The sequence below is a fragment of the Paractinoplanes rhizophilus genome (assembly GCF_042664765.1).
Lineage (GTDB): Bacteria > Actinomycetota > Actinomycetes > Mycobacteriales > Micromonosporaceae > Actinoplanes > Actinoplanes rhizophilus.
On record NZ_JBHTBJ010000027.1, the window covers coordinates 88766 to 109724 of the forward strand.

Here is a 20959-nt window from a genome sequence, read left to right on the forward strand (position 1 = left end):
TTTAGAACACTTCCTCGGGAAGGTCCATGATGTCCAGCGTGGTGTTCTCGATGATGCGGCGGTCGGCGCCGACCCGGGGCAGCACCTCGCGGGTGAAGAAGCGGGCCGCCGCCACCTTGCCCTCGTAGAAGTGCTTGTCGGCCGGGGAGACCTCGCCGTTGAGCGCCTTGAGCGCGACCTCGGCCTGGCGCAGCAGCAGCCACGCGAGCACCACGTCGCCCAGCGCGAGCAGGACGCGGCGGGAGCTGAGACCCACCTTGTACAGCTCGCGGGTCTCGCCGCCCTGCACCGCGCCGAGCCAGCCCATGGTGACGCCGAGGATCTGCTGGAGCTCGCTGAGCGCCTTGCCGAGCGCGAGCCGCTCCTCCTTGAGCTGGCCGTTGCCGGCCTCGCTCTCGACGAAGCCCTGCATCTCGGTGGCCAGGGTGGCCAGCGCGCGGCCCTGGTCCTTCACGATCTTGCGGAAGATCAGGTCGAGACTCTGGATCGCGGTGGTGCCCTCGTACAGGGTGTCGATCTTCGCGTCCCGGACGTACTGCTCGAGCGGGTAATCCTGCAGGAAGCCGGAGCCGCCGTACGTCTGCAGCGCCTCGTGCCCGAGCAGCTCGTACGCCCGCTCGGAGCCCACCCCCTTGACCAGCGGAAGCAGCAGGTCGTTGACCTTGGCGGCGGCCTTGGCCGCCTTCTCGTCGCCGGCCGCCTTGGCGATGGCGACCTTGTCCTGCCAGGTGCCGGTGTAGATCACCAGGGCGCGCAGCGCCTCGGCGTACGACTTCTGCAGCATCAGCGAGCGGCGTACGTCCGGGTGGTGCGTGATCGTCACCCGGGGCGCGGCCTTGTCCTCGTTGCGCACCAGGTCGGCGCCCTGGACGCGGTTCTTGGCGTACTCGAGCGCGTTGAGGTACCCGGTGGACAGGGTGGCAATCGCCTTCGTGCCGACCATCATCCGGGCGTACTCAATGATCATGAACATCTGCCGGATGCCCTGGTGCACCTCGCCCAGCAGCCAGCCCTTGGCCGGCGTCCCCTGCTCGCCGAAGGTCAGCTCGCAGGTGTTGGAGACCTTGAGGCCCATCTTGTGCTCGACGTTGGTGGCGTAGACGCCGTTGCGCTCGCCCAGCTCGCCGGTCGCGGCGTCGAAGTGGTACTTCGGCACGATGAACAGCGACAGGCCCTTGGTGCCCGGGCCGCCGACGCCCTCGACGCCGACCGGGCGGGCCAGCACGTAGTGGATGATGTTGTCGGTCAGATCGTGCTCGCCCGACGTGATGAACCGCTTCACGCCCTCGATGTGCCACGAGCCGTCCGGCTGCGGGATGGCCCGCGCGCGTCCGGCGCCGACGTCCGAGCCCGCGTCCGGCTCGGTGAGCACCATGGTCGAGCCCCACTGCTTCTCGACGAAGAGCTTGGCCCACTCCTTCTGCTCGGGGGTGCCCTCGGTGTGCACGACGTGCGCGAAGGACGGGCCCGAGGAGTACATCCACACCGGGGCGTTCGCGCCCAGCACCTGCTCGGCCAGCGCCCACCAGAGGGCCCGCGGCGCCAGCGTGCCGCCCAGCTCGGAGGGCAGGTCGAGGCGCCAGAACTCCGAGGCCATCCAGGTCCGGAACGACTTCTTGAACGACTCGGGCAGCGGAGCGGTGTGCGTGGCCGGGTCGAAGACCGGCGGATTGCGGTCGGCGTCGGTGTAGCTGGCCGCAAGATCCTCGGTGGCGAGGCGGTTGATCTCGGTGAGGACGTCGCGCGCGGTGTCGACGTCGATCTCATCGTACGGCGCCTGGCCGAACGCACGATCAGCCTCGAAGACCTCGAACAGGTTGAACTGGAGGTCCCGAAGGTTGCCCTTGTAGTGAGTCATGGAGCTGGCCCCGCTTCCGAACGACGCGAGTGACACGCGAGTTACCCGTCAGTAACTCCCACTGTATTACCCATCGGTAGGAACGGACAACCCGCAAGGGTTTTTGACGCGAACCGACGGATCGGTGGGCGGGGGCACAACCGTTCGGCCAATAACCGTCGACGACCGTCCCGGCGACGTATCGAGCGCTCTCGTGGCTCGTTGGTCGGGATAGAGCTTCTCTCTTTGTCGGAGCCAAGGGGGCGCGTCATGTTCGCCACGATCAAAAACCTGATTCCCGAGCCTCGCCAGGCCGATCAGCCACGCAACTACGTCGGAAAGCACCGCCAGGCCGACCCGGTACCACCGGCCTCGCCGGTCCCTTCCGAGGAGCCCGAAAAGGCGGACACCGCCGCCGCCTGACATGCCGCCGCCTAACTTCCGGCGGCGCCGACCTCCCAGCTCGGCATGGGTACGGTGGGACCGTCGCCGGGCCCCGTGTATTCCATGAGCACCAGCGCGATGTCGTCCTCGAGACGGCCGTGCACCCAGTCGACCAGCGCGGTCTCCAGCGACGCCAGGCCGTCGCCCACCGTGCCGTGCCCGAGCAGCCGCCACGCTCGGTCCGCCGTGGGGAAGAACTCGCCGTCCCGTCGCGCCTCGCCCAGCCCGTCGGTGAACAGCAGCAGCCGATCCCCCGGCTCCAGCCGATCCACCCGGGCCTTGACCTCCGGCATGAAGCCCAGCGGCGGCGCCGGCGCGTCCGGCTCCAGCGAGATCACCTGACCGCGGCGCAGCAGCAGCGGCGCCGGATGTCCACAGTTGACGATCGTCAGCGTCCCGCCCCGCTCCTCGACCAGCGCGGCGGTCACGAAGTCTTCGTCGCCGACGCTGCGGGCCACCGCCCGATCGAGATCCGCGGCCACCGCCGTGAGGTCGGCCCGCTCGTAGGCGACGTGCCGATAGGACCCGAGCACGATGCTCGCGAGGCGGACGGCGTCCAGTCCCTTCCCCCGCACGTCACCGATGATGATGCGTACGCCGTACGGGGTGTCCAGAGCCTCGTAGAGGTCGCCGCCGATGTCCGCGGCCGCCGTCGCCGAGATGTACCGGCCGGCGACCGAGAGCGAACCCACCTGCGGCCCGATCGGGCGCAGCACCGCCTGCTGGGCCACCGCGGCGAGCCGCTGCAGCTCCGCTATCCGGTCGGCCTGCCGCTGCCGGATCGTCGCCCCCGCCGCCGCGATGCCGGTGGCCACGATGACGCCGACGATGTTGACCACGCCGGACATGCCCTGCGCCGGGTCCACCCCGACGAAGACCATCCCGACGATCGTGGCCAGCAGGCCCGCCACCAAGACGGTCTGCCAGAAGGCGAAGACGGCGGCGAGGAACGGGACTGCGGCGAGGAGGCCGACGAAATGCGCGTGCTCGCCGTCCGCGAGCTCCACGGCGGACACGACCGCGAGCAGCACGAGGGCCGCGCCGAGACCGGCGCGGGATCCAGGGCTGAGCGGGCGGCGATGGCCCGGCGTTGAAGTCGGCATGGTTACGCGGAACAGCATGCACGATGAGGGCGAGTCACTGCATCAACTTGACCCCTAGTCTGACTCGGTTCTAACCACCTGTTTCGTCACCGGGGGTCGGTCGGGCCGGCCGCGGTGACAGGATGTCCGCGTGGCAGTCGATCTTCGTGACCTCCTCCGGTCCCGCTTCCACTGGACCGACCCGGCCGACGGCAGCGGCTATCTGGTCAGCGACCGCTCCGGCTGGTGGCGGGATCCGATGGTCATTTCCGGTCTCGGCGACGCGCTGGCCGACCTGTTCCGCGCCTCCGCCCCGACCGTGGTGGTTTCGCCGGAAGTCACCGGATTTCTGGTAGGCCCCCTGGTGGCGCGAGCGTTGGGCGCCGGTTTCGTGGAGGCATACCGCGCCGGGGCGCGGCGTCCCATCGCGGAGCCGATGATCTGGGCAACGGTCCCCAGCGATCATCGAGGAGATCAACAGCAGTTGGGTGTACGGGTGGGCCTGACGCATCCGGATGACCGGGTGCTGGTGGTCGACGACTGGGCGGCGACCGGCGCCCAGTGCCGGGCGTTACGAAGCCTGTTCCCCGGCACGTACGTGGGCACCGCCGTGATCGTCGACGAATGTCCGCCCGAAGTCTCCGCGGAACTGAACATTCGCGGACTTCTGACGGGTCAGGACTTGCCGTAATCCTTGAGGGCGCCGACGGTCGGGTTCCAGCCGCGCGCCTCGTATTCCGCGAGGCCGCGCAGCACGTACGGGTCATGGGCGATCACCGCGCGGGCCGCCGCCTCGTCCGCGACGTCGAGCAGCACCATGCCGCCGGTCGGCGGCTCCTGCCGGCCGGCCGCCACCAGCGTGCCCTGCGCGGACAAACCCTCCAAAAAGGCCAGGTGCTCGTCGCGCACCTCGGCGATCTCGTCGAGCGGGACCAGATAAGTCGAGATCATCAGGTACACGGTGGCGTTCCTCTCCGGCGGGTGAACGCCCTCGATCGTACGATCCGAGGTGTGGACGACTTCGGACGCTACGGAATCTGGATCTCCCGCAAGCACTGGCCGGACAATGCGGGCCAGGTCGCCTCCGCGGCTCAGGAGCTGGAAGGCCTCGGCTTCGGCTCGGTCTGGATCGGCGGCAGCCCGCCGGACGATCTGCTGCTGCCCGAGGCCCTGCTGGCAGCGACGTCCAGGTTGGTCGTCGGGACCAGCATCGTGGACATCTGGCGCAGCGACGGACCCCGCCTGGCGGCGTCGCACGTACGCATCCAGGGCCAGTTCCCGGGCCGCTTCTACCTGGGCGTCGGCTCCGGCCACGCCCCCGCCGCCGAGCAGATGGGTCTGCTCTACGAGAAGCCCCTCACCCGCCTGCGCACCTTCCTGACCGAGAAGCTCAGCGAGGTCCCGCCGGCCGAGCGCATGATCGCCGCCCTGGGGCCGAAGACCCTGGCCGCGGCCCGAGACCTCACGGCCGGCGCCCTGCCGTACCTGATGCCACCCGCCCACACAGCCCAGGCCCGCGAGATCGTCGGCCGTGACCGCCTGCTCATCCCCGAGCAGAAGGTCTTCCTCGGCGCGGATCGCGCCCAGGCCCACGAGGTGGCCCGCCGCATGGCGCGCAGCTACCTCGCCTTGCCGAACTACACCAACGCCCTGCGCCGCTTCGACCTGACCGAGGCCGACCTGTCCGGCGAGGGCAGCGACCGCTTCCTCGACCAGGCCGTCATCTGGGGCGACGACGAGGCGATCCGGGCCGGCATCGACGCCCACCTCGCCGCGGGCGCCAACCACGTGGCGATCCAGGTACTGCCGGCCGACCCCACCGACCACCTGCCGCGCGAGGAATGGCGCCGCCTGGCCAAGCTGCTCAGCCTCTGATCACCGCCCGCGCCTTCGTCGAGTCCGCCGGGCTGGGCGGATAACCCCCGTCAGGCGGTCGGCCAGACCCGGAAGTTCTGCGCCGAACGGCTCGGCGTCGGGCCACGTTGTCCCTGGTAGCGGGAGCCGTAGACGGCGGAACCGTAGGGGTGCTCGGCCGGCGACGACAGGCGGAAGATGCAGAGCTGCCCGATCTTCATGCCCGGCCAGAGCTTGATCGGCAGGTTGGCCACGTTGGACAGCTCCAGCGTCACGTGCCCCGAGAATCCCGGGTCGATGAAGCCGGCCGTCGAGTGCGTCAGCAGCCCGAGCCGCCCGAGGCTGCTCTTGCCCTCGAGGCGTCCCGCGAGCTGCTCACCCAGCGTGATCACCTCGAGCGTGGAGGCAAGCACGAACTCGCCCGGGTGCAGCACGAACGCCTCGCCCGGAGCCACCTCGACCAGCGCGGTCAGGTCGTCCTGCTGTTCGGCCGGGTCGATGTGGGTGTAAAGGTGGTTGTTGAACACCCGGAAGAACCTGTCCAGCCGCACGTCGATGCTGGACGGTTGCATGAGCGCCGGCTCGAACGGCTCGAGGGCGAGATCGCCAGCCTTGATCTCACTGACGAGGTCGCGGTCGGAGAGCAGCATCGCAACACCATACCGAGCTGCACTTTCGGCGTGTTTCCCTGGGCGTGTCGAACATATGTTCGATAGAATCACCCCATGGCTTCCTGGTCCGATTTCGCCGCCGCCGACCCGTCGCTGGCAGCAGCCATCCGCGCCCTCTTCGAGCAGTACGGTCCCGGCATGGCCTACCTGGCCACCGTCCGCCCCGACGGCGGCCCCCGGGTCCATCCCGTCTCGCCCGTGTTCACCGACGAGGCCCTCTACTGCTTCATAGTCGCGTCCCCCAAACGCCGCGACCTGGCCCGCGACGGCCGCTACGCCTTGCACTCATTTCCCCCGGAAGAGAGCGACGACGAGGCCTACCTGACCGGCCGAGCCACCCGAGTCCACGACCCGCTCGTGATCGCCACCCTCTCCGAGGCCTGGCGAGCCTCGCCGGCCGTCGACTGGCACCTCTACGAGCTCCGCATCGAGACAGCAACCCTCCGCCGCCACGGCCCTTCCGGCGCCCTGCCGCTGGCCGCCGCCCCCAAGGTCCACCCTTTGTCCCGCACCTGGCGAGCCGAGTTATCCCGCCCACTGGCCATCGCGAGTTAGCCGCGGGCCGCTCCCGCCACGGCCGTGCCAAATCAGGTACAGTGATGCCCGCCGCGGGTGTAGTTCAATGGCAGAACATCAGCTTCCCAAGCTGACAGTGCGGGTTCGATTCCCGTCACCCGCTCGTATCCGGGAAGCCCCTGTCCGCAAAGTGCGCGGACCAGGGGCTTCTCGCATTTCTACCTGGTGGCCGAGCCCCCAGACCCCCACGTTGCGATGGACGCGCTGAGCGCTTCGGACGGGCCGCGTGCCATTAACGTGCCATTAGCTCGCTAGGCGGCTGCCTCATCGCCGCCGGCCGACGGGGTTGCCGTCCGTTTGCTTGGCTTGCGGCGGGCCGCCTTTACCGCCTTGTCGATTGCGTCTGCGATGCCCTGATCGGCCTCTCGGTTGGCGTGTTGGTAGATCAGAGCTGCGCGTGGGCTGTCGTGGCCCATCCTGGCCATGATGTCGCGCAGGCTTGCGCCTGGTGTGCGCGAGGCCAGCGAGTTTCCGGTGTGCCGTAGGTCGTTGAAGTGCAGGCCGGGCGCTCCTACGGCGGCTACGGCTTCGGACTGTCGACGCTCACGTAATTCGGTTCTGTCACACGAAGCGTGGTGGGCGGTCGGGCTCCGGTCAGTTGGGTTGGAGGATACGGCGCCGTGGGCTGCCCGGCGCTTCCGACGCCGGGCAGCCGACCCTTCGTCAATAGGATTTGCGGCCGTGATTCGTGAGATGCGCTTCGTCGTGTCGGTGCCGGATGAGGTCTCGGCCTACGCCGTCGCCGAGAAGCTGGCCGAGCGCGGCCACCTGCTGGTCGCGGTACGGGAGGTGCCGAACGACCCGCTGGAGGGTCGCTTCGCCGGCTGGTGGCGAGCCCACTCGCTCGCGGTGGACCCGCCCTACGAGGGTCCCCTGGAAGTCTCACTGGCCGAGAAGAAGGCCGTTGCGGCCATTGCCCGGAAGTTCGGCGGTCAGGTCAACTCGGCGTGCGGCCAGTTCCCGGACAAGGCGATCGAGCGCTTCTCCCGGGAGGGCCTGGCGCACGAGCTCGACCGGGCCGAGGCCGACCGGATCCGCGCGGGGGTCGTCGGCGCGCAGACGGCCGCCGCACCGTCTCTGCCCGAGCCTCCCGGACTCACGTGCGGTGGTTTTCGCCGTCCCGCCGCCGATCTTCGCGCGGCCGCTGAGGTGGTGCCCTTCGAGGGCCGCACCTTCGACGGTGTGGGCGACCTGATTGCGGCGATCGCCGACGACGCGTTCCCGCAGGGCACGGCGGTGCCCGGCACCCCCGGCGCGGTGCCGCGGCTGGCTGCGCTGGCGGGTGCCGACGGGATCAGCGACTACTACCGGGCGATGGCGCTGATGGTTCTGTTCCAGATGAGCACCGCGGGCCGGCGGCGACTGGCCTACCAGGCGGACGCCCCGGCGGACGGCGGCACCGAGACGACCGCGGAGGCAGCGACCCGCGCCGCGGTCACGGCGGTGCTTCCCGGTCTAGCTGCCGGCCACAGCGAACTGGCCGAGTTTCTCCTCGCCGGGCTGTCCGCGGCCACGCGCGAGGCCGGGTCGGGACTGCCGGCCGGCCTGAAGCGGATCGCCGGACGGTACGCAGGCACCGCGCGCATCCCGGTGGTGAACCTGATCCGGGCCGTGGCCGACGGCGCCGAAAAGCCGATTCAGGCCGCCGCCGCAGCGGTGGTGGCGGCCCTGCCCGAGGTGGTCGACGGTCTGCAGAGCCCGAACGCCACGGTCGAGGGGCGGGCACTTGACACGCTCGACACCGTGCTGCAGTGGGAGCTGGACAACGCTCGGCTGTCCAACCGCAAACCCCAACGGTGACCATCGGTCGCGGTGGTGCATCCTCGGGCTGGTCGAACGCTGCGAGGCGACCGGGCTGAGGTGGGCGGTCGTCAAGGGGCGGTTGCCACCGTAGCGTTGCCGCCGGCGCCCTTTGCCTCCTGGATTCGGGCGTAGATGTGCGAGCGCAACTCGACGAAGCGGGCGTCCGAGCGGGTCTTGAGCTGGTCGCGGTCGTCGGGCAGGTCGATGTCGAGGTTTTCCAGCACGTGGGTCGGCGACGACGAGAGCACCACGACCCGCTGGCCCAGGTAGACCGCCTCGTCGATGTCGTGGGTGACGAACAGCATCGTCATTCCGAACTGCTTCCAGACCGTCCGCACCAGGTCTTCGAGGTCGGCCCGGGTCTGCGCGTCGACCGCGGCGAACGGCTCGTCCATCAGCATGACGCGGGGCTGGAAGGCGATCGCCCGCGCGATCGCGACGCGCTGCTGCATGCCGCCGGAGAGCTGCCACGGGTACGCCTTGCCGGCGTCGGCCAGGCTGACGGCCTCGAGCGACTCGGCGACGATTGTGCGACGGTCGGCCTTGGCGATGCCCTTGGACTTCAGCGGGAGCTCGATGTTCTCGGCGACGCGCAGCCAGGGGAACAGGCTGCGGCCGTACTCCTGGAAGACGATCGCGACGCCGTCGGGCGGGCCGGTCACCGCCTGGCCGTTCACCTTCACCTCGCCCGCGGTCGGCGTGAGCAGGCCGCCGAGGCAGCGCAGCAGCGTGGTCTTGCCGCAGCCGGACGGGCCGACGACGCAGGCGAACTGGCCGTCCCCCACGGTCAGCGTGATGTCGCCGATCGCCTCGACGACCCGGCCCTGACCGCCGTACGTCTTGCGCAGGGACTGGATCTCCAGCATCGCCGTACTCCCTACCGTCCGCTGCGCTCGGCGGCGCGCGCTCCGTGGTACCAGTTCAAGACTCGCCGCTCGACCAGGGTGAAGGCCAGCGACAGCAGGACACCTAGCAGCCCCAGCACGAACACGCCGCTCCACATCTCGGGGATCTGGAAGCCGCGCTGGAACTCGACGACCGTGTAGCCGAGGCCGTCGGTGGCGCCGAGCAGCTCGCCGATGACCATCATGATGATGCAGATGGACAGCGCCTGGCGGGCGCCGACGACGATCTGCGGGCTGGCCGCGCGCAAGACGAAGGTACGCATCCGCAGCCAGCCGTGGATCCGGTAGCTCCGGCAGGTGTCGGCGAGGATCTCGTCGACGCCGCGTACGCCCTCCACTGTGTTCAGCAGGATCGGCCAGATGCCGCCGGCCACGATGACCAGCACCTTGGTCGGGTTGCCGATGCCGGCGATGAGAATGAGGATCGGCACCAGCACCGGCGGCGGGATCGCCCGGAGGAACTCGAGGATCGGCTCGACGAGCGAGCGCAGCCGGCGGTTGGCGCCGATCAGCACGCCGAGGCCGATGCCCACCAGCAGGGCAAGGCCGTAGCCGATGAACAGCCGGATCAGGCTCGGCAGCACGTCGACGCGGAATCGCTCGGCCGTCCACGTGTGCGGGAAGACCTTGACGATCGTCTCCAGCGGCGGCTGGTAGAAGCTTTTGCTGCCGGCGCTGGCGAACCACCAGGTCACCAGCAGGATCACCGGGAGGCCGAGGACCAGACCGGCCCGGGCGAGCAGGCGGGTCACAGCGGGATCTCCGTTCGGACCGACGGGTGCCAGGCGAGCACCAGGCGCTCGGCACGGCGGGTGGCGAGGTTGGCGCCCAGGCCGATGAGACCGGCGACGACGACCAGCGCGTACATCGACGGCACCGCGATGCTGCTCTGCGCGACGTTGATCTCCTCGCCGATCCCCTTGGTGCCGCCGATCAGCAGCTCGCCGGTGATGGTGAGGACCAGGGCCACCGACGCGGCCAGGCGGATGCCGGTGATCGCGTACGGCAGGGTGGTCGGCCAGACCAGGTAGCGGGCCTTGCGCCAGCGGCCGAGCCGGTAGGAGGCCGCGGTCTCGCGGGCGACGGGGTCCACGTCGGCCACGCCGTGCAGGACCTGGATCAGCACCTGCCAGAAGGACGCGTAGACCACCAGCAGCAGGATCGACCGGATCGGGGCGCTGAACAGCACGATCGCCAGCGGCAGCAGCGCCACCGAGGGGATCGGCCGGAGGAACTCGATGGTGGACGCGGTGGCGAGCCGCAGCGCCGGGACGGAGCCGATCACGATGCCCAGCACGATGCCGGCCACCACCGCGATCGCGAGGCCGAGCAGCCAGGTCGTCACCGTGCCGAGGACCGCCTGCCAGAAGCGGGCGCGGCCGAACTCCTCGACCAGCGCGCTCAGGATCCGGCTGGCCGGCGGGAAATACTCCGCGGGGAGCACGCCCGCCCGCGGCAGGATCTCCAGGAGCGCGCCGAAGCCGAGGAGCCCGGCGAGCCCGAGCAGGGCCGGAGAGTCTCCGGCCCTGCGCAGGGATCCGAGCGGAGCGGTCACTGCTGAATCAGCTTCGCCGTGTCGACCGGGGCCGTGAGGAGGCCGTCCTTGACCAGCAGGCTGTTCATGAGGTCGAGCGATGCCTTGTCGATCTCGGGGTTGTACTTCGGAAGCGTCATGGCGGCCACGGCGTCTGCCTTGATCGTCGTGTAGGTGGTGACGATCTGCCGCACCTCGTCGGGGTGGGCGTCGGCGTACGCCAGCGACTCCTTCAGCGCCGAGGTGAAGCGCTTGGCCAGGTCGGGCTTCTCGCCGAGCAGCTGGGACGAGGTGAAGTAGTCCGCGACCATGAGGCTCGGGCTGACGGCGGCGAACGAGCCGAGCTGCTTCCAGTTCTTCGACTTCACCGAGGACACGAACGGCTCGACCAGGAAGACCGCCTGCACGCGGTTGGCCTCGAGCGACGCGGCCTGGTCGGGGAACGCGACCTCGACGTACTTGACCTTCGTCGGGTCGCCGCCGTCCTTCCGGACGATCTCGTTCACCGAGGTGGCCACGATGTTCTTCAGCGTGTTGGCGGCGACGGTCTTGCCCTCGAGGTCCTTCGGGCGGGTGATGGCCGGGTCCTTGACGAGCAGGCCGCTGAAGTCCTTCTGGGGGTCGGCGGTGGCGTTGTTGCCGTTGGCGACCACCTTGATCGGGACGTTCTTGGACGCGCCGAGGAGCAGCGACACCACATTGCTGAAGCCGAACTGGTACTGCCCGCTGACCACGGCCGGCACGATCGCGGCGCCGCCCTGGGCCTGCTCGAGCGTGAGGTCGATGTTCTGCTTCTCGAAGAAGCCCTTGGCCTTGCCCAGGTAGATGGGCGCCACGTCGACGATCGGGATGACGCCGACCTTGACCTTGTCGGGCGAGCTCGACCCGGTGTTGCCGTCCGAGGAGTCGTCCAAGCCACCGCAGGCGGCCGTGGTGGCTGCCAGCGCGGTGACGGTCAGCAATGCGATGAGCCGTTTTCTCAGCATGGTTCTCAGCACCCTCACGTCATCGAAGCCGGACTGGAGATTTCCAAAGAGAAGGGATCTACCATTCGCATAGACCAATGTCCCGCGGCCGTGCCACCTGCCAGAACGCTAGAGCCTCGGTTACAGGATTGTCAACGATTTTGCCCGGCCGCCGCGAAGCCGACGCGAAACGGCAGTTGGTGCGCTCAAATACTCCCCCAGCGATTGTCAACAATCGCGGCGACGGCGCTCAAGCGTCGGGGTCGCCGGCCAGGTCGGCCAGCCAGTCCCGGCTCGCGCGGGTGACGCGGGCCGGCACGCCCAGGTCGCCGAGCAGGCGCTCGGCCGCCTCCATCTCGTGGATCCGGCGTACGGCGTGCGTCTTCGACCCGGTGAGCAGCCGCTGGAGGGTGGCGGCGTCGGCCCGGATCAGCTCCGCGGTGATGTTGCCGCGCAGCCACTCGGAGAGGCCCGCGGTCCGGGCCGCAGCGGTCGCCTCCAGCACGGCGGCGGCCAGTCCCTTGTAGAACACACTGCGCAGCAGCTTGTGCGTGGCGGCCGCGCCGACCGGTCCGTCGAGCACGTCGACCTCGGCGCCGAGCGGGCGCATCATCGCCGCGTAGTCGCCGGCCGCCGGGCCGCTCGCGGTCATCGGGGTGCGCAGGCCGTGGCCGGGGACCGGGGACATCATTGCGACGTCCACGACGCGTACCCGATCGGCGGCCGCCTCCGCCAGCGCGAGCTTCTCGGCCGGGGCGGCGGTGTTGAGATCGGCCCACAGCGTGCCGGGCGCGCAGCCGGGCAAACCCTCGGCCAGCGCTTGCGGGGCGTCGGCGGCGCTGTTGAGGCTCAACACCAGTTCCGCGCCCTCGCACGCCTCGGCGTCGCTGCCGCATCGCCGTACGCCCGGGGGTGGATCGACCCGCGGGTCGTACCCTCGCACCTCGGCCCCCGCCGCCACCAGGCCGGCCGAGATGAGGCCGCCGGCCTCGCCCAGTCCCAGCACCGCGATGATCATCGCAACTCCGTCGCGTCGACGTCGCGAAGCGCCTCGATCACGCTGGCGATGTGCTCGCGCATCGCGGACTCCGCGGCCTTGGGATCCCGATTCCGGATCGCCTCGATGATCCGCTCGTGCTGCGGCAGCGAGATCGCCGGGCGTCCGGGGTGGAGCGAGATCATGAACTGGTGGCGGACGAGCTGGCCGCGCAGCGTCTCGATGATGCCGTCGGCCGTGCGGTGGCCGGCGATGTCGCGGATCAGCCCGTGCAGCCGCTGGTTGAGGTCGCCGTAGCGGCGGAACTCGCCGGCGTTGACCGCCCGCCGCATCAGCAGCCCGATCTCGTCCAGCTCGCTGGCCTGCTCGTCGGTCACCCGGGCCGCGGCGCGCGCCGCGACCAGGCCCTCCAGCACCATGCGCACCTCGGTGATCTCGACCGCCTCGTCGAGGGTCACCTTGCGGACGTGCGCGCCCTTGTTGCGCTCGACCTTGACCAGGCCGTCCGCCGCGAGGTCCTGCAACGCGGCGCGCACGTTGAAGCGGCTCACCCCGAGGCGCTCGCAGAGCTGCGCCTCCACGAGCCGCTCGCCGGGCAGGTACTCGCCGTTGAGAATCGCGTCCCGGAGGGCGTCCCGGGCGTGGCGGGCGGGGTCTTCGGTCCGGCCCGGGCCGGCGGGCGGGATGGTCGGACGACGGTCGTCGGCAGGCAAGTCCGGGCTCTCCTCAGGCTTTGATCAGCTGTTCGAGTCGCGGGTAGACGCGCCGGGCGTTGCGCTCGAAGACCTTCTCCCGGTCGCCGGTCGCAAGATCCAACGCTTCGACGTACCGGCGGGTGTCGTCGAAGTAGTGCCCGGTCCGCGGGTCGATGCCGCGCACGGCGCCGACCATCTCGGAGCCGAACAGCAGGTTGTCGATGTCGATGACCTCGAACAGCAGGTCGATGCCGGGCTGGTGGTAGACGCAGGTGTCGAAGAAGACGTTGCCCATGACGGATTCCTCCACCGGCGGCCGCTTGAGCATGTCGGCCAGGCCGCGGAAGCGGCCCCAGTGGTACGGCACCGCGCCGCCGCCGTGCGGGATGACGATCCGCAGCTCGGGGAAGTCCCGGAACAGGTCGGCCTGGAGGAACTGCATGAACGCGGTGGTGTCGGCGTTCAGGTAGGCCGAGCCGGTGGCGTGGAAGTTCGGGTTGGTCACCGCCGAGACGTGCACCATGGCCGGCACGTCCAGCTCGACCATCGCCTCGTAGAACGGGTACCAGCCGCGGTCGGTCAGCGGCGCCGAGGTCCAGTGGCCGCCGCTCGGGTCGGGGTTGAGGTTGCAGCCGACGAAGCCGAGCTCCTCGACACAGCGGCGCAGCTCGGCGATCGAGTTGGCGATCGGCACGCCCGGCGACTGCGGCAGCTGGCAGACGCCGGCGAAGCTGTCGGGATAGAGCCGGGTGACCCGGTGGATCAGGTCGTTGCAGGCCTCGGCCCACTGCCGGCTCACCGTCTCGTCGCCCTGGTGGTGCGCCATCGCCGAGGCGCGCGGGGAAAAGATGGTCAGGTCGACGCCGCGCTCGCGCATCAGCCGCAGCTGGCTGCCCTCGATCGACTCGCGGATCGCGTCGTCCGGGATGTCGGGGTACGCCGGAGTACGTTCGCCGGTCTCCCACGCCGCGAGCTGCGCCCTGCGCCAGTCGGTGTGCGCGGCGGGCACCGTCGTGTAGTGCACGTGGCAGTCGATGATCACTTCGTTTCTCCCCGGGGGTAGGCGGTGCCGTCGAAGAGCTTGCGGGCGGTGCGGACGACCCCCGACCGAAGGACCGTCCGGCCGTCGACGAGGACGTCGACCAGCAGGTGCCCGGATGGATGCTCGACGTCGACCTGGGAACTGCCGGCCGGCCACTCCGCGGCGAGCTCGTGCCCGACCGCGCCCGGCAGCAGCATGCCGGTGACCACGCTGATCGCCGCCAGCACGCCGATCGAGGTGTGCGGCCGCACCGGGATGAACGAGCGGGTGCTGACCCGGCCGCCGGCACGGGGCGGAGCGAGCAGCACGGTCTTGGGGATCGGCCCCGGTTCGTCGCCCAGGCCCATCAGCTGGGCGGCCTTGCGCCGGAACGCGTCGATCCGGCCGAGCAGCGGCTGGTCGACGGCGAGCCGCTCGGGCGACTCGTACCCGGTCAGGCCGAACTCCCCGGCCATCGCCAGCACCACCGGCATGCCGTTGTCGACGCACGTCACCTCGATCCCGTCGATCGCGTCGCGGATGTTGCCGGTGGGCAGCAGGCGGCCGGTGGCCGAACCCTCGGTGTCGGTGAAGGCCAGCGTCACCGGGGCCGCGGTGCCGGGCACACCGGAGATCGCCACGGCCCCGCGGTACTCGACGCGGCCACTCGGGGTGGCGAAGGTGGCGACGGCGACGCTGTCCGAGTTGACCATGCGGATGCGCACGCTGGTCTCCCGGTCGCCGGCCGGGACCAGGCCCCGCTCGACGGCGAACGGCCCCACGCCGGCCAGGATGTTCCCGCAGTTCTGCCCGGTGCTGACCGTGGGCTCGTCGACGCCGAGCTGCAGGAACAGGTAGTCGACGTCGGCCGACGGGTGCTCGGAGCGGCTGATCACGGCGACCTTGCTGGTCAGCGACGTGGCGCCGCCGAGACCGTCGATCTGGCGCGGGTCGGGCGTGCCCATCAGGCGCAGCAGCAGGTCGTCGCGCTCGGCCGGGTCGGCGGGCAGGTCGGCCGGCTCGAAGTAGAGCCCGCGCGAGGTGCCGCCGCGCAGCATCGTGCAGCGAACACCGGTGCTGTCGTAATCAGTCACCGTGGGCGTACTCCTCGTAGGAGACGTACTCGATGCCCAGGCCGGCCAGCTTGTCGCGCAGGCCGTACCGGTCGAGGCCGAGCTCGCCCTCGGCGAAGGCCGCCCGGGTCGCGGCCTCCTTGTCGAGGCGGGCCTTCGCCGACTTGAGGGCTCGGGGCACGTCGAGCCGGGGCACGAGCGTGACGCCGTCGTCGTCGCCGAGGATCACGTCGCCGGGGTGGATCGTCTGTCCGCCGAGGACGATCGGCACGTTCACGGCGCCGGCGGTCGCCTTCACCGAGCCCTGGGCGCTGATGGCGCGCGACCAGACCGGAAACTGCATTTCCCGAAGATCAAAGACATCGCGTACGCCGGAGGCCAGCACCGCGCCGCGTACGCCGCGCTTGCGCAGCGCGCCCGCGAACAGCTCGCCGAACAGGCCGTCGGTGGACGGGGAGTTGGTGGCCACGACCAGCACGTCGCCGGGGCGGCATTGCTCGACCGCCACGTGGATCATCAGGTTGTCGCCGGGCCAGCAGAGCACGGTGACCGCGGTGCCGCCCATCCGGGCCCCGGGCCAGGCCGGGCGGAACTCGGGGCCGAGATAGCCGACCCGGCCGAGGGCCTCGTGCACGGTGGCCACGCCGTAGCCGCCCAGGGTCTCGGCGTCGTCGACGTCCGCCCGCGGCGGGTTCGTTACCACGACGGTCCTCATGCCCCAGCCTCCCGAATCCCCGGCGGGACCTTGGTGGCGCGTCGCGCTCGTCCCGCTGCGCCGCTGTTACGGGTTAGAGCCTAGGTGGCGCGGGCGGATTGTCAACAATCGCGCTGGCCGGATCGACCGTACCCGACCCCTAGTTCGGCCACCTCACCTGCGCCTTCCAGTTTTGTTGACAATATTGGCTGCGATCTTGTCGCGGTTCGGCTGGGGTATCGCTGGACACCCACATGGGGTACCACTTCCGGGTGCAATCCGATGCATTTTGCCGGAGTGCTGGTGTGGGTTTCCGTATAGAGCGGGTAATCCGGACAATTGCCGCATGTCTCGTCATCGGCGACCTCTTGTCCTCGCGGGCGTGCTCCTGCTCATCGCCGGGCTCACCCCGGCCCGCGCGTCGGCCGGCACCCCACCGGCGAGCGGGGTGCTGCCCGCCGCGGACTTCCGGTCACCCAGGCCGGCCGCGGGCCGGATCGGGGTCGCCGCCGCACCGGTCAGCCTGCGCTACACCTTCGACGGCGGAGTGCGCAATCCGATCACCGACCTGGCAGGCGGGCACGAGCTGCGCCCGCTCGCCCAGAACGGCGGCGCGCTCCGACTCGTACCCCAGGGCCCTGGTCTTGCCGTTGATTATCCCGACCGTTGCACCTTGGCCCGCGAGATCGACTGTCCGAGGGCGATCCTCGAGGGCTTCCGCGACGACGGGCTCAACCCCGGCACGCGCACCCTCCAGTACGGCGCCTCGGTCCTGATGACCCACGGCGACCTGTCGGACGGGGCGAATGTGGTGCAGAAGGGCTATTCGGTCGGCGGCGTGAGCCAGTTCAAGCTCCAGGTCGACCATCGCCTCGGCCACCCCAGCTGCGTGATCACCGGCCGCACCGGCCGCATCTACCGAGCCGAGCCATGGGTCGACGTGGCCGACGGCCGCTGGCACGATTTGACCTGCGCACGCGCCAACAACCGCCTCACCACGATCGTCGACGGGGTGCCGCGAGCGTGGGTGCGCGTCCCGCGGCGCCTGTCCATCGCCAACGCCGAGCCACTGCGCGTCGGCGGAAAGGGCCCGGCCCAGGGCAACGACCAGTACGCCGGCGAGATCGACAACGTCTTCCTCACCATCGGCGACTAACGGACAATGGAAGGCATGCCCGACCTGAGCATCCAGGAGGCCGCTGACCTGCTCAACGTCTCGAATCTGACTTAGCGGGTGCCCGACAAGGCCGGCTAGATCGAGCGGGCCGGCGCGAGCGCGTGCCCCGGCTCGCCGACCACGGCGTGGATCACGTCGTCCAGGGTGATCACGCCGAGCGGCCGCCGGCCGTCGCTGACCAGCATGATGTGCAGGCGGTCTCGGCGCATGGCCAGCAGCAGGTCGGCCAGCGTCCGCTCCGGCGCCACCACCGCGAGCGGGCGGATGATGTCGGCCGGGATGGGCAGGCGGCGCTGTCCCGCCGCGTACCCGAGAATGTCTTTGACGTGTACGAAGCCCAGCACCCGGCGGGTTTCCCGGTGCACCACGGGAAAGCGGGAACGGCCGGTGCGGGTGGAGATCGCCTCGATGGTCGCCGGCGAGACGTCGTCGGCGACCGTGGTCACGCCCGACCAGGGGCGCAGCGTGTCGGCGGCGGTGCGGTCGTTGAGGCCGAGCGCCGCGTGGATCCGGGCGTACTGCTCCGAGCCGAGCAGGCCTTCGCTGCGTGCCTGGGTGACCATGCCGGCCAGCTCCTCGGCCGTGAAGACGGTCTTGACCGCGTCGGTGGCCTCGACCTTCCACAGCTTGAGCACCGTGCGGGAGGCCCAGCGCATCGCGTTGAGCAGCGGCTTGGTGGCGGTGCAGAAGGCCAGCATGAACGGGCCCAGGATCAGCGCGGCTCGTTCCGGACCGGCCAGGGTGATGTTCTTGGGCACCATCTCGCCGATGACCGTGTGCAGGTAGACCACCACGATCAGGGCCAGCACGAAGGCGACCGGGTGCAGCATGTTCTCGGGCAGGCCGAGCGCGGCGAACGGGCCCTCCAGCACGTGCGCGAGGGCCGGCTCGGCGATCGCGCCGAGCCCGAGCGAGCAGACCGTGATGCCGAGCTGGGCGCCGGCGATCATCAGGGGGATCTGGTTCATCGCCGAGAGCGCCCACCGGGCGGGCCGGGAGGTGGCGGCGAGCGGCTCGAGGGCGGTACGCCGGGACGCGATCAGCGCGAACTCGCCGCCGACGAACACGCCGTTGCCGATCAGCAGCAGGACGGTGACCAGGAGCTTAGTCATCGGCGGGCTCCGTGGCTGTGCCGCTACCGGCGCCTGGTCCTACGGACGGCGCGGAGAACCCGAGCCCCTGCGGGGCAGGTACGACGACGCGCACCTGTTCGATGCGGTGCCGGTCGACCTCCATCACGGTGAACTCCCAGCCGTGCTCCTCGAGCGACTCGCCCGCCACCGGGATGTGGCCGAGCCGGGCCAGCAGGAAGCCGGCGAGCGTCTCGTACGGGCCCTCGGGCAGCGTGAACCCGGTCTGCTCCATCAGCTCGTCCTCGCGCAGCATCCCGTCCACCAGGAACGTCTTGTCGCCGCTGGGCGCGGTCAGCTCCTGCGCGCCGGCCTCCTCGACGTCGGCGTCGTACTCGTCGGTGATCTCGCCGACCAGCTCCTCGATCAGGTCCTCGACCGTGACGACGCCGTCGGTGCCGCCGTACTCGTCGACCACGATCGCCAGGTCGGCGTCCGCCGCGCGCAGCGCCGCGAGCACCCGGTCGAGGCCGAGGCTCTCCGGCACGTACACGGGCTCTTTCGCGATCGTCGCGACGCGAGTCGCGGCACGGCGCTCGAGTGGCACCCCGAGCGCGTCCGGCACCCCGACCACCCCCATGACCACGTCGATGGTGTTCTCGTAGACGGGGAAACGGGTGTGCCCGGTGTCGCGCGAGACGGCGATGAGGTCGGCGACGCTCGCGGTGGTCTTGAGCCCGACCACGTCGACCCGCGGGGTCATCGCCTTGGCCGCGCGCTTCTCGCCGAAGCGGATCGTGCGGCGCAGCAGCGTCGCGGTCTCGGTGGGCAGCGCACCGGCCCGGGCGCTGATCGCGGCGAGCAGGCCCAGCTCCTCGGGCGAGCGGGCGCTGGCCAGTTCCTCCTGCGGTTCGATGCCGATCCGCCGGACCAGCCAGTTCGCCGAGCCGTTGAGCGCCGCGATCAGCCACTTGAAGAGCCGCGAGAAGGTGCGCAGCGGCGCCGCGGTGGCCAGCGCGATCGGCATCGGCCGGGCCAGCGCCGCGTTCTTGGGGACGAGCTCGCCGAAGAGCATCGACAGCAGCGTGGCGACGATCAGCGCGAGCGCGTGGGTGATCCCGTCGGTGGCCTCCCCGGCGATCGGCTTGATCAGCGGGTCGAACAGCTTCGAGAGGGCCGGCTCGGCGAGGTAGCCGGTGAGGATCGTGGCCAGCGTGATGCCGAGCTGGGTGCCGGAGAGCTGGAACGAGAGGTTGTGCAGGACGTGCTGCACGGTACGGGCGCGGCGATCGCCCTCGCCCGCCCGCGTGTCGATCTCGGCCCGGTCGACCGTGACGAGCCCGAACTCGGCCGCCACGAAGAACGCGTTCGCCGTCGTGAGCAGCGCGAACGCCGCCAACGGGAGCACCGCGGTCAGGAGCACGCCGTCCATGATCGGATTCACCTCGGTCCTCATTGTGCCGGACCGGCCATTCGCATGCGTGAACACGGGCGCGGGAAGTACGTGTGCCGCACCACCGGCTACCGTCGAAGGATGAGCCTTCCCGAGGAGTTCCTGCTGCTGGCCTACGACGAGGACGGCACGCCGCTGACGGACGGCACCCGCCTGGACAACGGGCTGGGCGGGGCGATCCTGCTCGAGCTGGCGCTGGCCCGCCGCGTGGACATCGCGGACAAAAGGGTGGTCGTGGTCGATCGCGGGCCGATCGGGGACGCTCTCGCCGACGAGGCGCTGGCGCGGATCGCCGAGGACAAGCCCCGCAAACCCGGCCACTGGGTCACGAAACTCTCGAAGCAGGCCCGCCCGCGCATCCTCGAGAAGCTGGTCGCCGACGGCGTGCTCACCGTCGAGAAGGACCGGGTGCTCTGGGTCTTTCCGCGTACGAAGTACCCGTCCGTGAACGGCGTTGTCCCGGCCGTCGAGGCCGCCGCGCGCGAGCGGATCCGTACCGCGGTGCTCGGCGCCGGCGAGGTCGAGCCCCGGACGGCCGCGCTCTGCGCGCTGGTCGCGGCCACCGAGCTCGACCGCAAGATCCTTCCGGGGATCGACCGCAAGCGGGTGACGGCCCGGCTCAAGGAGATCGGCGAGGGCGCGTGGGCCGCCGAGGCCGTACGCAAGACGATCGAGGAGATCCAGGCCGCCGTGATGGTCGCGATCATCGCCTCGACCACCGCGGCGACCGCGGGATCGTCGGCTTAGACCTCCTGCTTGAGCGAGCGGAGCAACACCGAGGCCACGTCGACGACCTGGACGTTCTCCTGCTCGCCCTTCGCGGTGACGCCGTCACCGATCATGGTGTAGCAGAACGGGCAGCCGACCGCGATGGTCTTGGCGCCGGTGGCGAGGGCTTCCTCGGTGCGTTCGATGTTGATCCGCTTGCCGATCTTCTCCTCCATCCACATCCGCGCGCCGCCCGCGCCGCAGCAGAACGAACGCTCGCGGTTGCGCGGCATCTCGGTGATCTCGCCCAGCAGCTCGCGCGGGGCGTCGAACACGCGGTTGTGCCGGCCCAAGTAGCAGGGGTCGTGATACGTCACGTCGCTCACCGGCTCGACCGGCG

23 protein-coding genes, 1 tRNA gene and 1 pseudogene are annotated in these 20959 nt (G+C 70.3%); 8 read left to right on the forward strand and 17 right to left on the reverse strand.

The annotated features are described in order from the left end of the window. Position 1: 1 nt before the first annotated feature. The gene (locus ACFQS1_RS28630) at positions 2 to 1858 is read right to left on the reverse strand and encodes an acyl-CoA dehydrogenase (protein ID WP_378974230.1); all 1857 of its coding nucleotides are present in this window, start codon (positions 1856 to 1858) and stop codon (positions 2 to 4) included. 249 nt (positions 1859 to 2107) lie between these two features. Between ACFQS1_RS28630 and ACFQS1_RS28635 the strand changes: the two genes are divergently transcribed. Continuing rightward, positions 2108 to 2260 carry a hypothetical protein gene (locus ACFQS1_RS28635; protein WP_378974232.1) on the forward strand — a complete coding sequence of 51 codons (153 nt, stop codon included), beginning with the start codon at positions 2108 to 2110 and terminating at the stop codon, positions 2258 to 2260. Between the two features lie 11 nt (positions 2261 to 2271). On the opposite strand, the gene ACFQS1_RS28640 is transcribed toward ACFQS1_RS28635, so the two are convergent. Further along, positions 2272 to 3402, reverse strand: a complete 1131-nt coding sequence (locus ACFQS1_RS28640) for a PP2C family protein-serine/threonine phosphatase (protein ID WP_378974235.1) — start codon at positions 3400 to 3402, stop codon at positions 2272 to 2274. Positions 3403 to 3514: 112 nt separating this feature from the next. Here ACFQS1_RS28640 and ACFQS1_RS28645 point away from each other — a divergent pair, with 112 nt between their 5' ends. Next, positions 3515 to 4054, forward strand: a complete 540-nt coding sequence (locus tag ACFQS1_RS28645) for a phosphoribosyltransferase (protein ID WP_378974238.1) — start codon at positions 3515 to 3517, stop codon at positions 4052 to 4054. On the opposite strand, the gene ACFQS1_RS28650 is transcribed toward ACFQS1_RS28645, so the two are convergent. After that, the gene (locus tag ACFQS1_RS28650) at positions 4039 to 4314 is read right to left on the reverse strand and encodes a YciI family protein (protein WP_378974241.1); all 276 of its coding nucleotides are present in this window, start codon (positions 4312 to 4314) and stop codon (positions 4039 to 4041) included. The two genes, ACFQS1_RS28645 and ACFQS1_RS28650, sit on opposite strands and share 16 nt — an antisense overlap. A gap of 60 nt (positions 4315 to 4374) precedes the next feature. Here ACFQS1_RS28650 and ACFQS1_RS28655 point away from each other — a divergent pair, with 60 nt between their 5' ends. Then, complete coding sequence (locus ACFQS1_RS28655) at positions 4375 to 5238, forward strand: TIGR03620 family F420-dependent LLM class oxidoreductase (RefSeq protein ID WP_378974243.1); 864 nt, start codon at positions 4375 to 4377, stop codon at positions 5236 to 5238. Between the two features lie 50 nt (positions 5239 to 5288). Here ACFQS1_RS28655 and dcd read toward each other — a convergent pair whose 3' ends face one another. Continuing rightward, on the reverse strand, positions 5289 to 5867 hold the full coding sequence (dcd, locus tag ACFQS1_RS28660) for a dCTP deaminase (RefSeq protein ID WP_378974246.1): 579 nt from the start codon (positions 5865 to 5867) through the stop codon (positions 5289 to 5291). A 75-nt stretch (positions 5868 to 5942) separates the two neighbouring features. Between dcd and ACFQS1_RS28665 the strand changes: the two genes are divergently transcribed. Next, entirely contained in the window at positions 5943 to 6443 is a 501-nt protein-coding gene (locus tag ACFQS1_RS28665; RefSeq protein ID WP_378974249.1) for a pyridoxamine 5'-phosphate oxidase family protein, read from the forward strand. A gap of 53 nt (positions 6444 to 6496) precedes the next feature. Then, positions 6497 to 6567, forward strand: a tRNA-Gly gene (locus ACFQS1_RS28670). Positions 6568 to 6715: 148 nt separating this feature from the next. Here ACFQS1_RS28670 and ACFQS1_RS28675 read toward each other — a convergent pair. Continuing rightward, positions 6716 to 6994 (reverse strand): annotated as a pseudogene (locus ACFQS1_RS28675) (site-specific integrase); the annotation flags it as partial. Between the two features lie 73 nt (positions 6995 to 7067). On the opposite strand from ACFQS1_RS28675, the gene ACFQS1_RS28680 reads away from it, so the two are divergent. Next, positions 7068 to 8264: a hypothetical protein gene (locus ACFQS1_RS28680; protein ID WP_378974252.1), complete on the forward strand. Its 1197-nt coding sequence runs from the start codon at positions 7068 to 7070 to the stop codon at positions 8262 to 8264. A gap of 71 nt (positions 8265 to 8335) precedes the next feature. Here ACFQS1_RS28680 and ACFQS1_RS28685 read toward each other — a convergent pair whose 3' ends face one another. The 9 genes from ACFQS1_RS28685 to ACFQS1_RS28725 form a co-directional block, all read right to left on the reverse strand. Beyond that, positions 8336 to 9133 (reverse strand): ABC transporter ATP-binding protein, encoded by a 798-nt coding sequence (locus tag ACFQS1_RS28685; RefSeq protein ID WP_378974254.1) that lies wholly within the window; start codon positions 9131 to 9133, stop codon positions 8336 to 8338. A gap of 11 nt (positions 9134 to 9144) precedes the next feature. Then, positions 9145 to 9924, reverse strand: coding sequence for an ABC transporter permease (locus tag ACFQS1_RS28690; RefSeq protein ID WP_378974257.1), 780 nt, complete (start codon positions 9922 to 9924; stop codon positions 9145 to 9147). Continuing rightward, on the reverse strand, positions 9921 to 10727 hold the full coding sequence (locus tag ACFQS1_RS28695) for an ABC transporter permease (RefSeq protein ID WP_378974259.1): 807 nt from the start codon (positions 10725 to 10727) through the stop codon (positions 9921 to 9923). The genes ACFQS1_RS28690 and ACFQS1_RS28695 overlap by 4 nt, the downstream gene beginning before the upstream one ends. Next, entirely contained in the window at positions 10724 to 11692 is a 969-nt protein-coding gene (locus ACFQS1_RS28700) for an ABC transporter substrate-binding protein (protein ID WP_378974261.1), read from the reverse strand. The genes ACFQS1_RS28695 and ACFQS1_RS28700 overlap by 4 nt, the downstream gene beginning before the upstream one ends. Before the next feature lie 229 nt (positions 11693 to 11921). Beyond that, positions 11922 to 12689 (reverse strand): NAD(P)-dependent oxidoreductase, encoded by a 768-nt coding sequence (locus tag ACFQS1_RS28705; RefSeq protein ID WP_378974263.1) that lies wholly within the window; start codon positions 12687 to 12689, stop codon positions 11922 to 11924. After that, on the reverse strand, positions 12686 to 13381 hold the full coding sequence (locus tag ACFQS1_RS28710) for a GntR family transcriptional regulator (protein ID WP_378974265.1): 696 nt from the start codon (positions 13379 to 13381) through the stop codon (positions 12686 to 12688). Before ACFQS1_RS28710 ends, ACFQS1_RS28705 begins: the two co-directional genes overlap by 4 nt. Before the next feature lie 13 nt (positions 13382 to 13394). Then, positions 13395 to 14405: an amidohydrolase family protein gene (locus ACFQS1_RS28715; RefSeq protein WP_378974267.1), complete on the reverse strand. Its 1011-nt coding sequence runs from the start codon at positions 14403 to 14405 to the stop codon at positions 13395 to 13397. After that, positions 14402 to 15478, reverse strand: coding sequence for a 4-oxalomesaconate tautomerase (locus ACFQS1_RS28720; protein ID WP_378974270.1), 1077 nt, complete (start codon positions 15476 to 15478; stop codon positions 14402 to 14404). Before ACFQS1_RS28720 ends, ACFQS1_RS28715 begins: the two co-directional genes overlap by 4 nt. After that, positions 15471 to 16172 (reverse strand): 4-carboxy-4-hydroxy-2-oxoadipate aldolase/oxaloacetate decarboxylase, encoded by a 702-nt coding sequence (locus tag ACFQS1_RS28725; protein ID WP_378974273.1) that lies wholly within the window; start codon positions 16170 to 16172, stop codon positions 15471 to 15473. Before ACFQS1_RS28725 ends, ACFQS1_RS28720 begins: the two co-directional genes overlap by 8 nt. Before the next feature lie 361 nt (positions 16173 to 16533). On the opposite strand from ACFQS1_RS28725, the gene ACFQS1_RS28730 reads away from it, so the two are divergent. After that, complete coding sequence (locus ACFQS1_RS28730) at positions 16534 to 17307, forward strand: LamG-like jellyroll fold domain-containing protein (protein ID WP_378974275.1); 774 nt, start codon at positions 16534 to 16536, stop codon at positions 17305 to 17307. Positions 17308 to 17402: 95 nt separating this feature from the next. Here the strand turns inward: ACFQS1_RS28730 and ACFQS1_RS28735 are convergent, their stop codons facing one another. Continuing rightward, entirely contained in the window at positions 17403 to 18440 is a 1038-nt protein-coding gene (locus tag ACFQS1_RS28735) for a hemolysin family protein (RefSeq protein ID WP_378974278.1), read from the reverse strand. Beyond that, a complete protein-coding gene (locus ACFQS1_RS28740) occupies positions 18433 to 19830 on the reverse strand; it encodes a hemolysin family protein (RefSeq protein ID WP_378974280.1) in 1398 nt (465 codons plus the stop codon). The genes ACFQS1_RS28735 and ACFQS1_RS28740 overlap by 8 nt, the downstream gene beginning before the upstream one ends. A 102-nt stretch (positions 19831 to 19932) precedes the next feature. Here ACFQS1_RS28740 and ACFQS1_RS28745 point away from each other — a divergent pair, with 102 nt between their 5' ends. Beyond that, positions 19933 to 20598: a GOLPH3/VPS74 family protein gene (locus tag ACFQS1_RS28745; protein ID WP_378974282.1), complete on the forward strand. Its 666-nt coding sequence runs from the start codon at positions 19933 to 19935 to the stop codon at positions 20596 to 20598. Here ACFQS1_RS28745 and ACFQS1_RS28750 read toward each other — a convergent pair. Further along, positions 20595 to 20959 (reverse strand): (Fe-S)-binding protein (locus tag ACFQS1_RS28750; protein WP_378974284.1); only part of this gene is annotated, 365 nt, incomplete at its 5' end. The genes ACFQS1_RS28745 and ACFQS1_RS28750 overlap by 4 nt on opposite strands.

What these genes read in the sequence shown, in the direction of transcription:
- ACFQS1_RS28630 (WP_378974230.1), bottom strand. Translation starts at nt 1,858, where the DNA reads ATGACTCACTACAAGGGCAACCTTCGGGACCTCCAGTTCAACCTGTTC.
- ACFQS1_RS28635 (WP_378974232.1), top strand. Translation starts at nt 2,108, where the DNA reads ATGTTCGCCACGATCAAAAACCTGATTCCCGAGCCTCGCCAGGCCGAT.
- ACFQS1_RS28640 (WP_378974235.1), bottom strand. Translation starts at nt 3,402, where the DNA reads ATGCTGTTCCGCGTAACCATGCCGACTTCAACGCCGGGCCATCGCCGC.
- ACFQS1_RS28650 (WP_378974241.1), bottom strand. Translation starts at nt 4,314, where the DNA reads ATGATCTCGACTTATCTGGTCCCGCTCGACGAGATCGCCGAGGTGCGC.
- dcd (WP_378974246.1), bottom strand. Translation starts at nt 5,867, where the DNA reads ATGCTGCTCTCCGACCGCGACCTCGTCAGTGAGATCAAGGCTGGCGAT.
- ACFQS1_RS28665 (WP_378974249.1), top strand. Translation starts at nt 5,943, where the DNA reads ATGGCTTCCTGGTCCGATTTCGCCGCCGCCGACCCGTCGCTGGCAGCA.
- ACFQS1_RS28685 (WP_378974254.1), bottom strand. Translation starts at nt 9,133, where the DNA reads ATGCTGGAGATCCAGTCCCTGCGCAAGACGTACGGCGGTCAGGGCCGG.
- ACFQS1_RS28700 (WP_378974261.1), bottom strand. Translation starts at nt 11,692, where the DNA reads ATGCTGAGAAAACGGCTCATCGCATTGCTGACCGTCACCGCGCTGGCA.
- ACFQS1_RS28705 (WP_378974263.1), bottom strand. Translation starts at nt 12,689, where the DNA reads ATGATCATCGCGGTGCTGGGACTGGGCGAGGCCGGCGGCCTCATCTCG.
- ACFQS1_RS28725 (WP_378974273.1), bottom strand. Translation starts at nt 16,172, where the DNA reads ATGAGGACCGTCGTGGTAACGAACCCGCCGCGGGCGGACGTCGACGAC.
- ACFQS1_RS28735 (WP_378974278.1), bottom strand. Translation starts at nt 18,440, where the DNA reads ATGACTAAGCTCCTGGTCACCGTCCTGCTGCTGATCGGCAACGGCGTG.
- ACFQS1_RS28740 (WP_378974280.1), bottom strand. Translation starts at nt 19,830, where the DNA reads ATGGACGGCGTGCTCCTGACCGCGGTGCTCCCGTTGGCGGCGTTCGCG.
- ACFQS1_RS28745 (WP_378974282.1), top strand. Translation starts at nt 19,933, where the DNA reads ATGAGCCTTCCCGAGGAGTTCCTGCTGCTGGCCTACGACGAGGACGGC.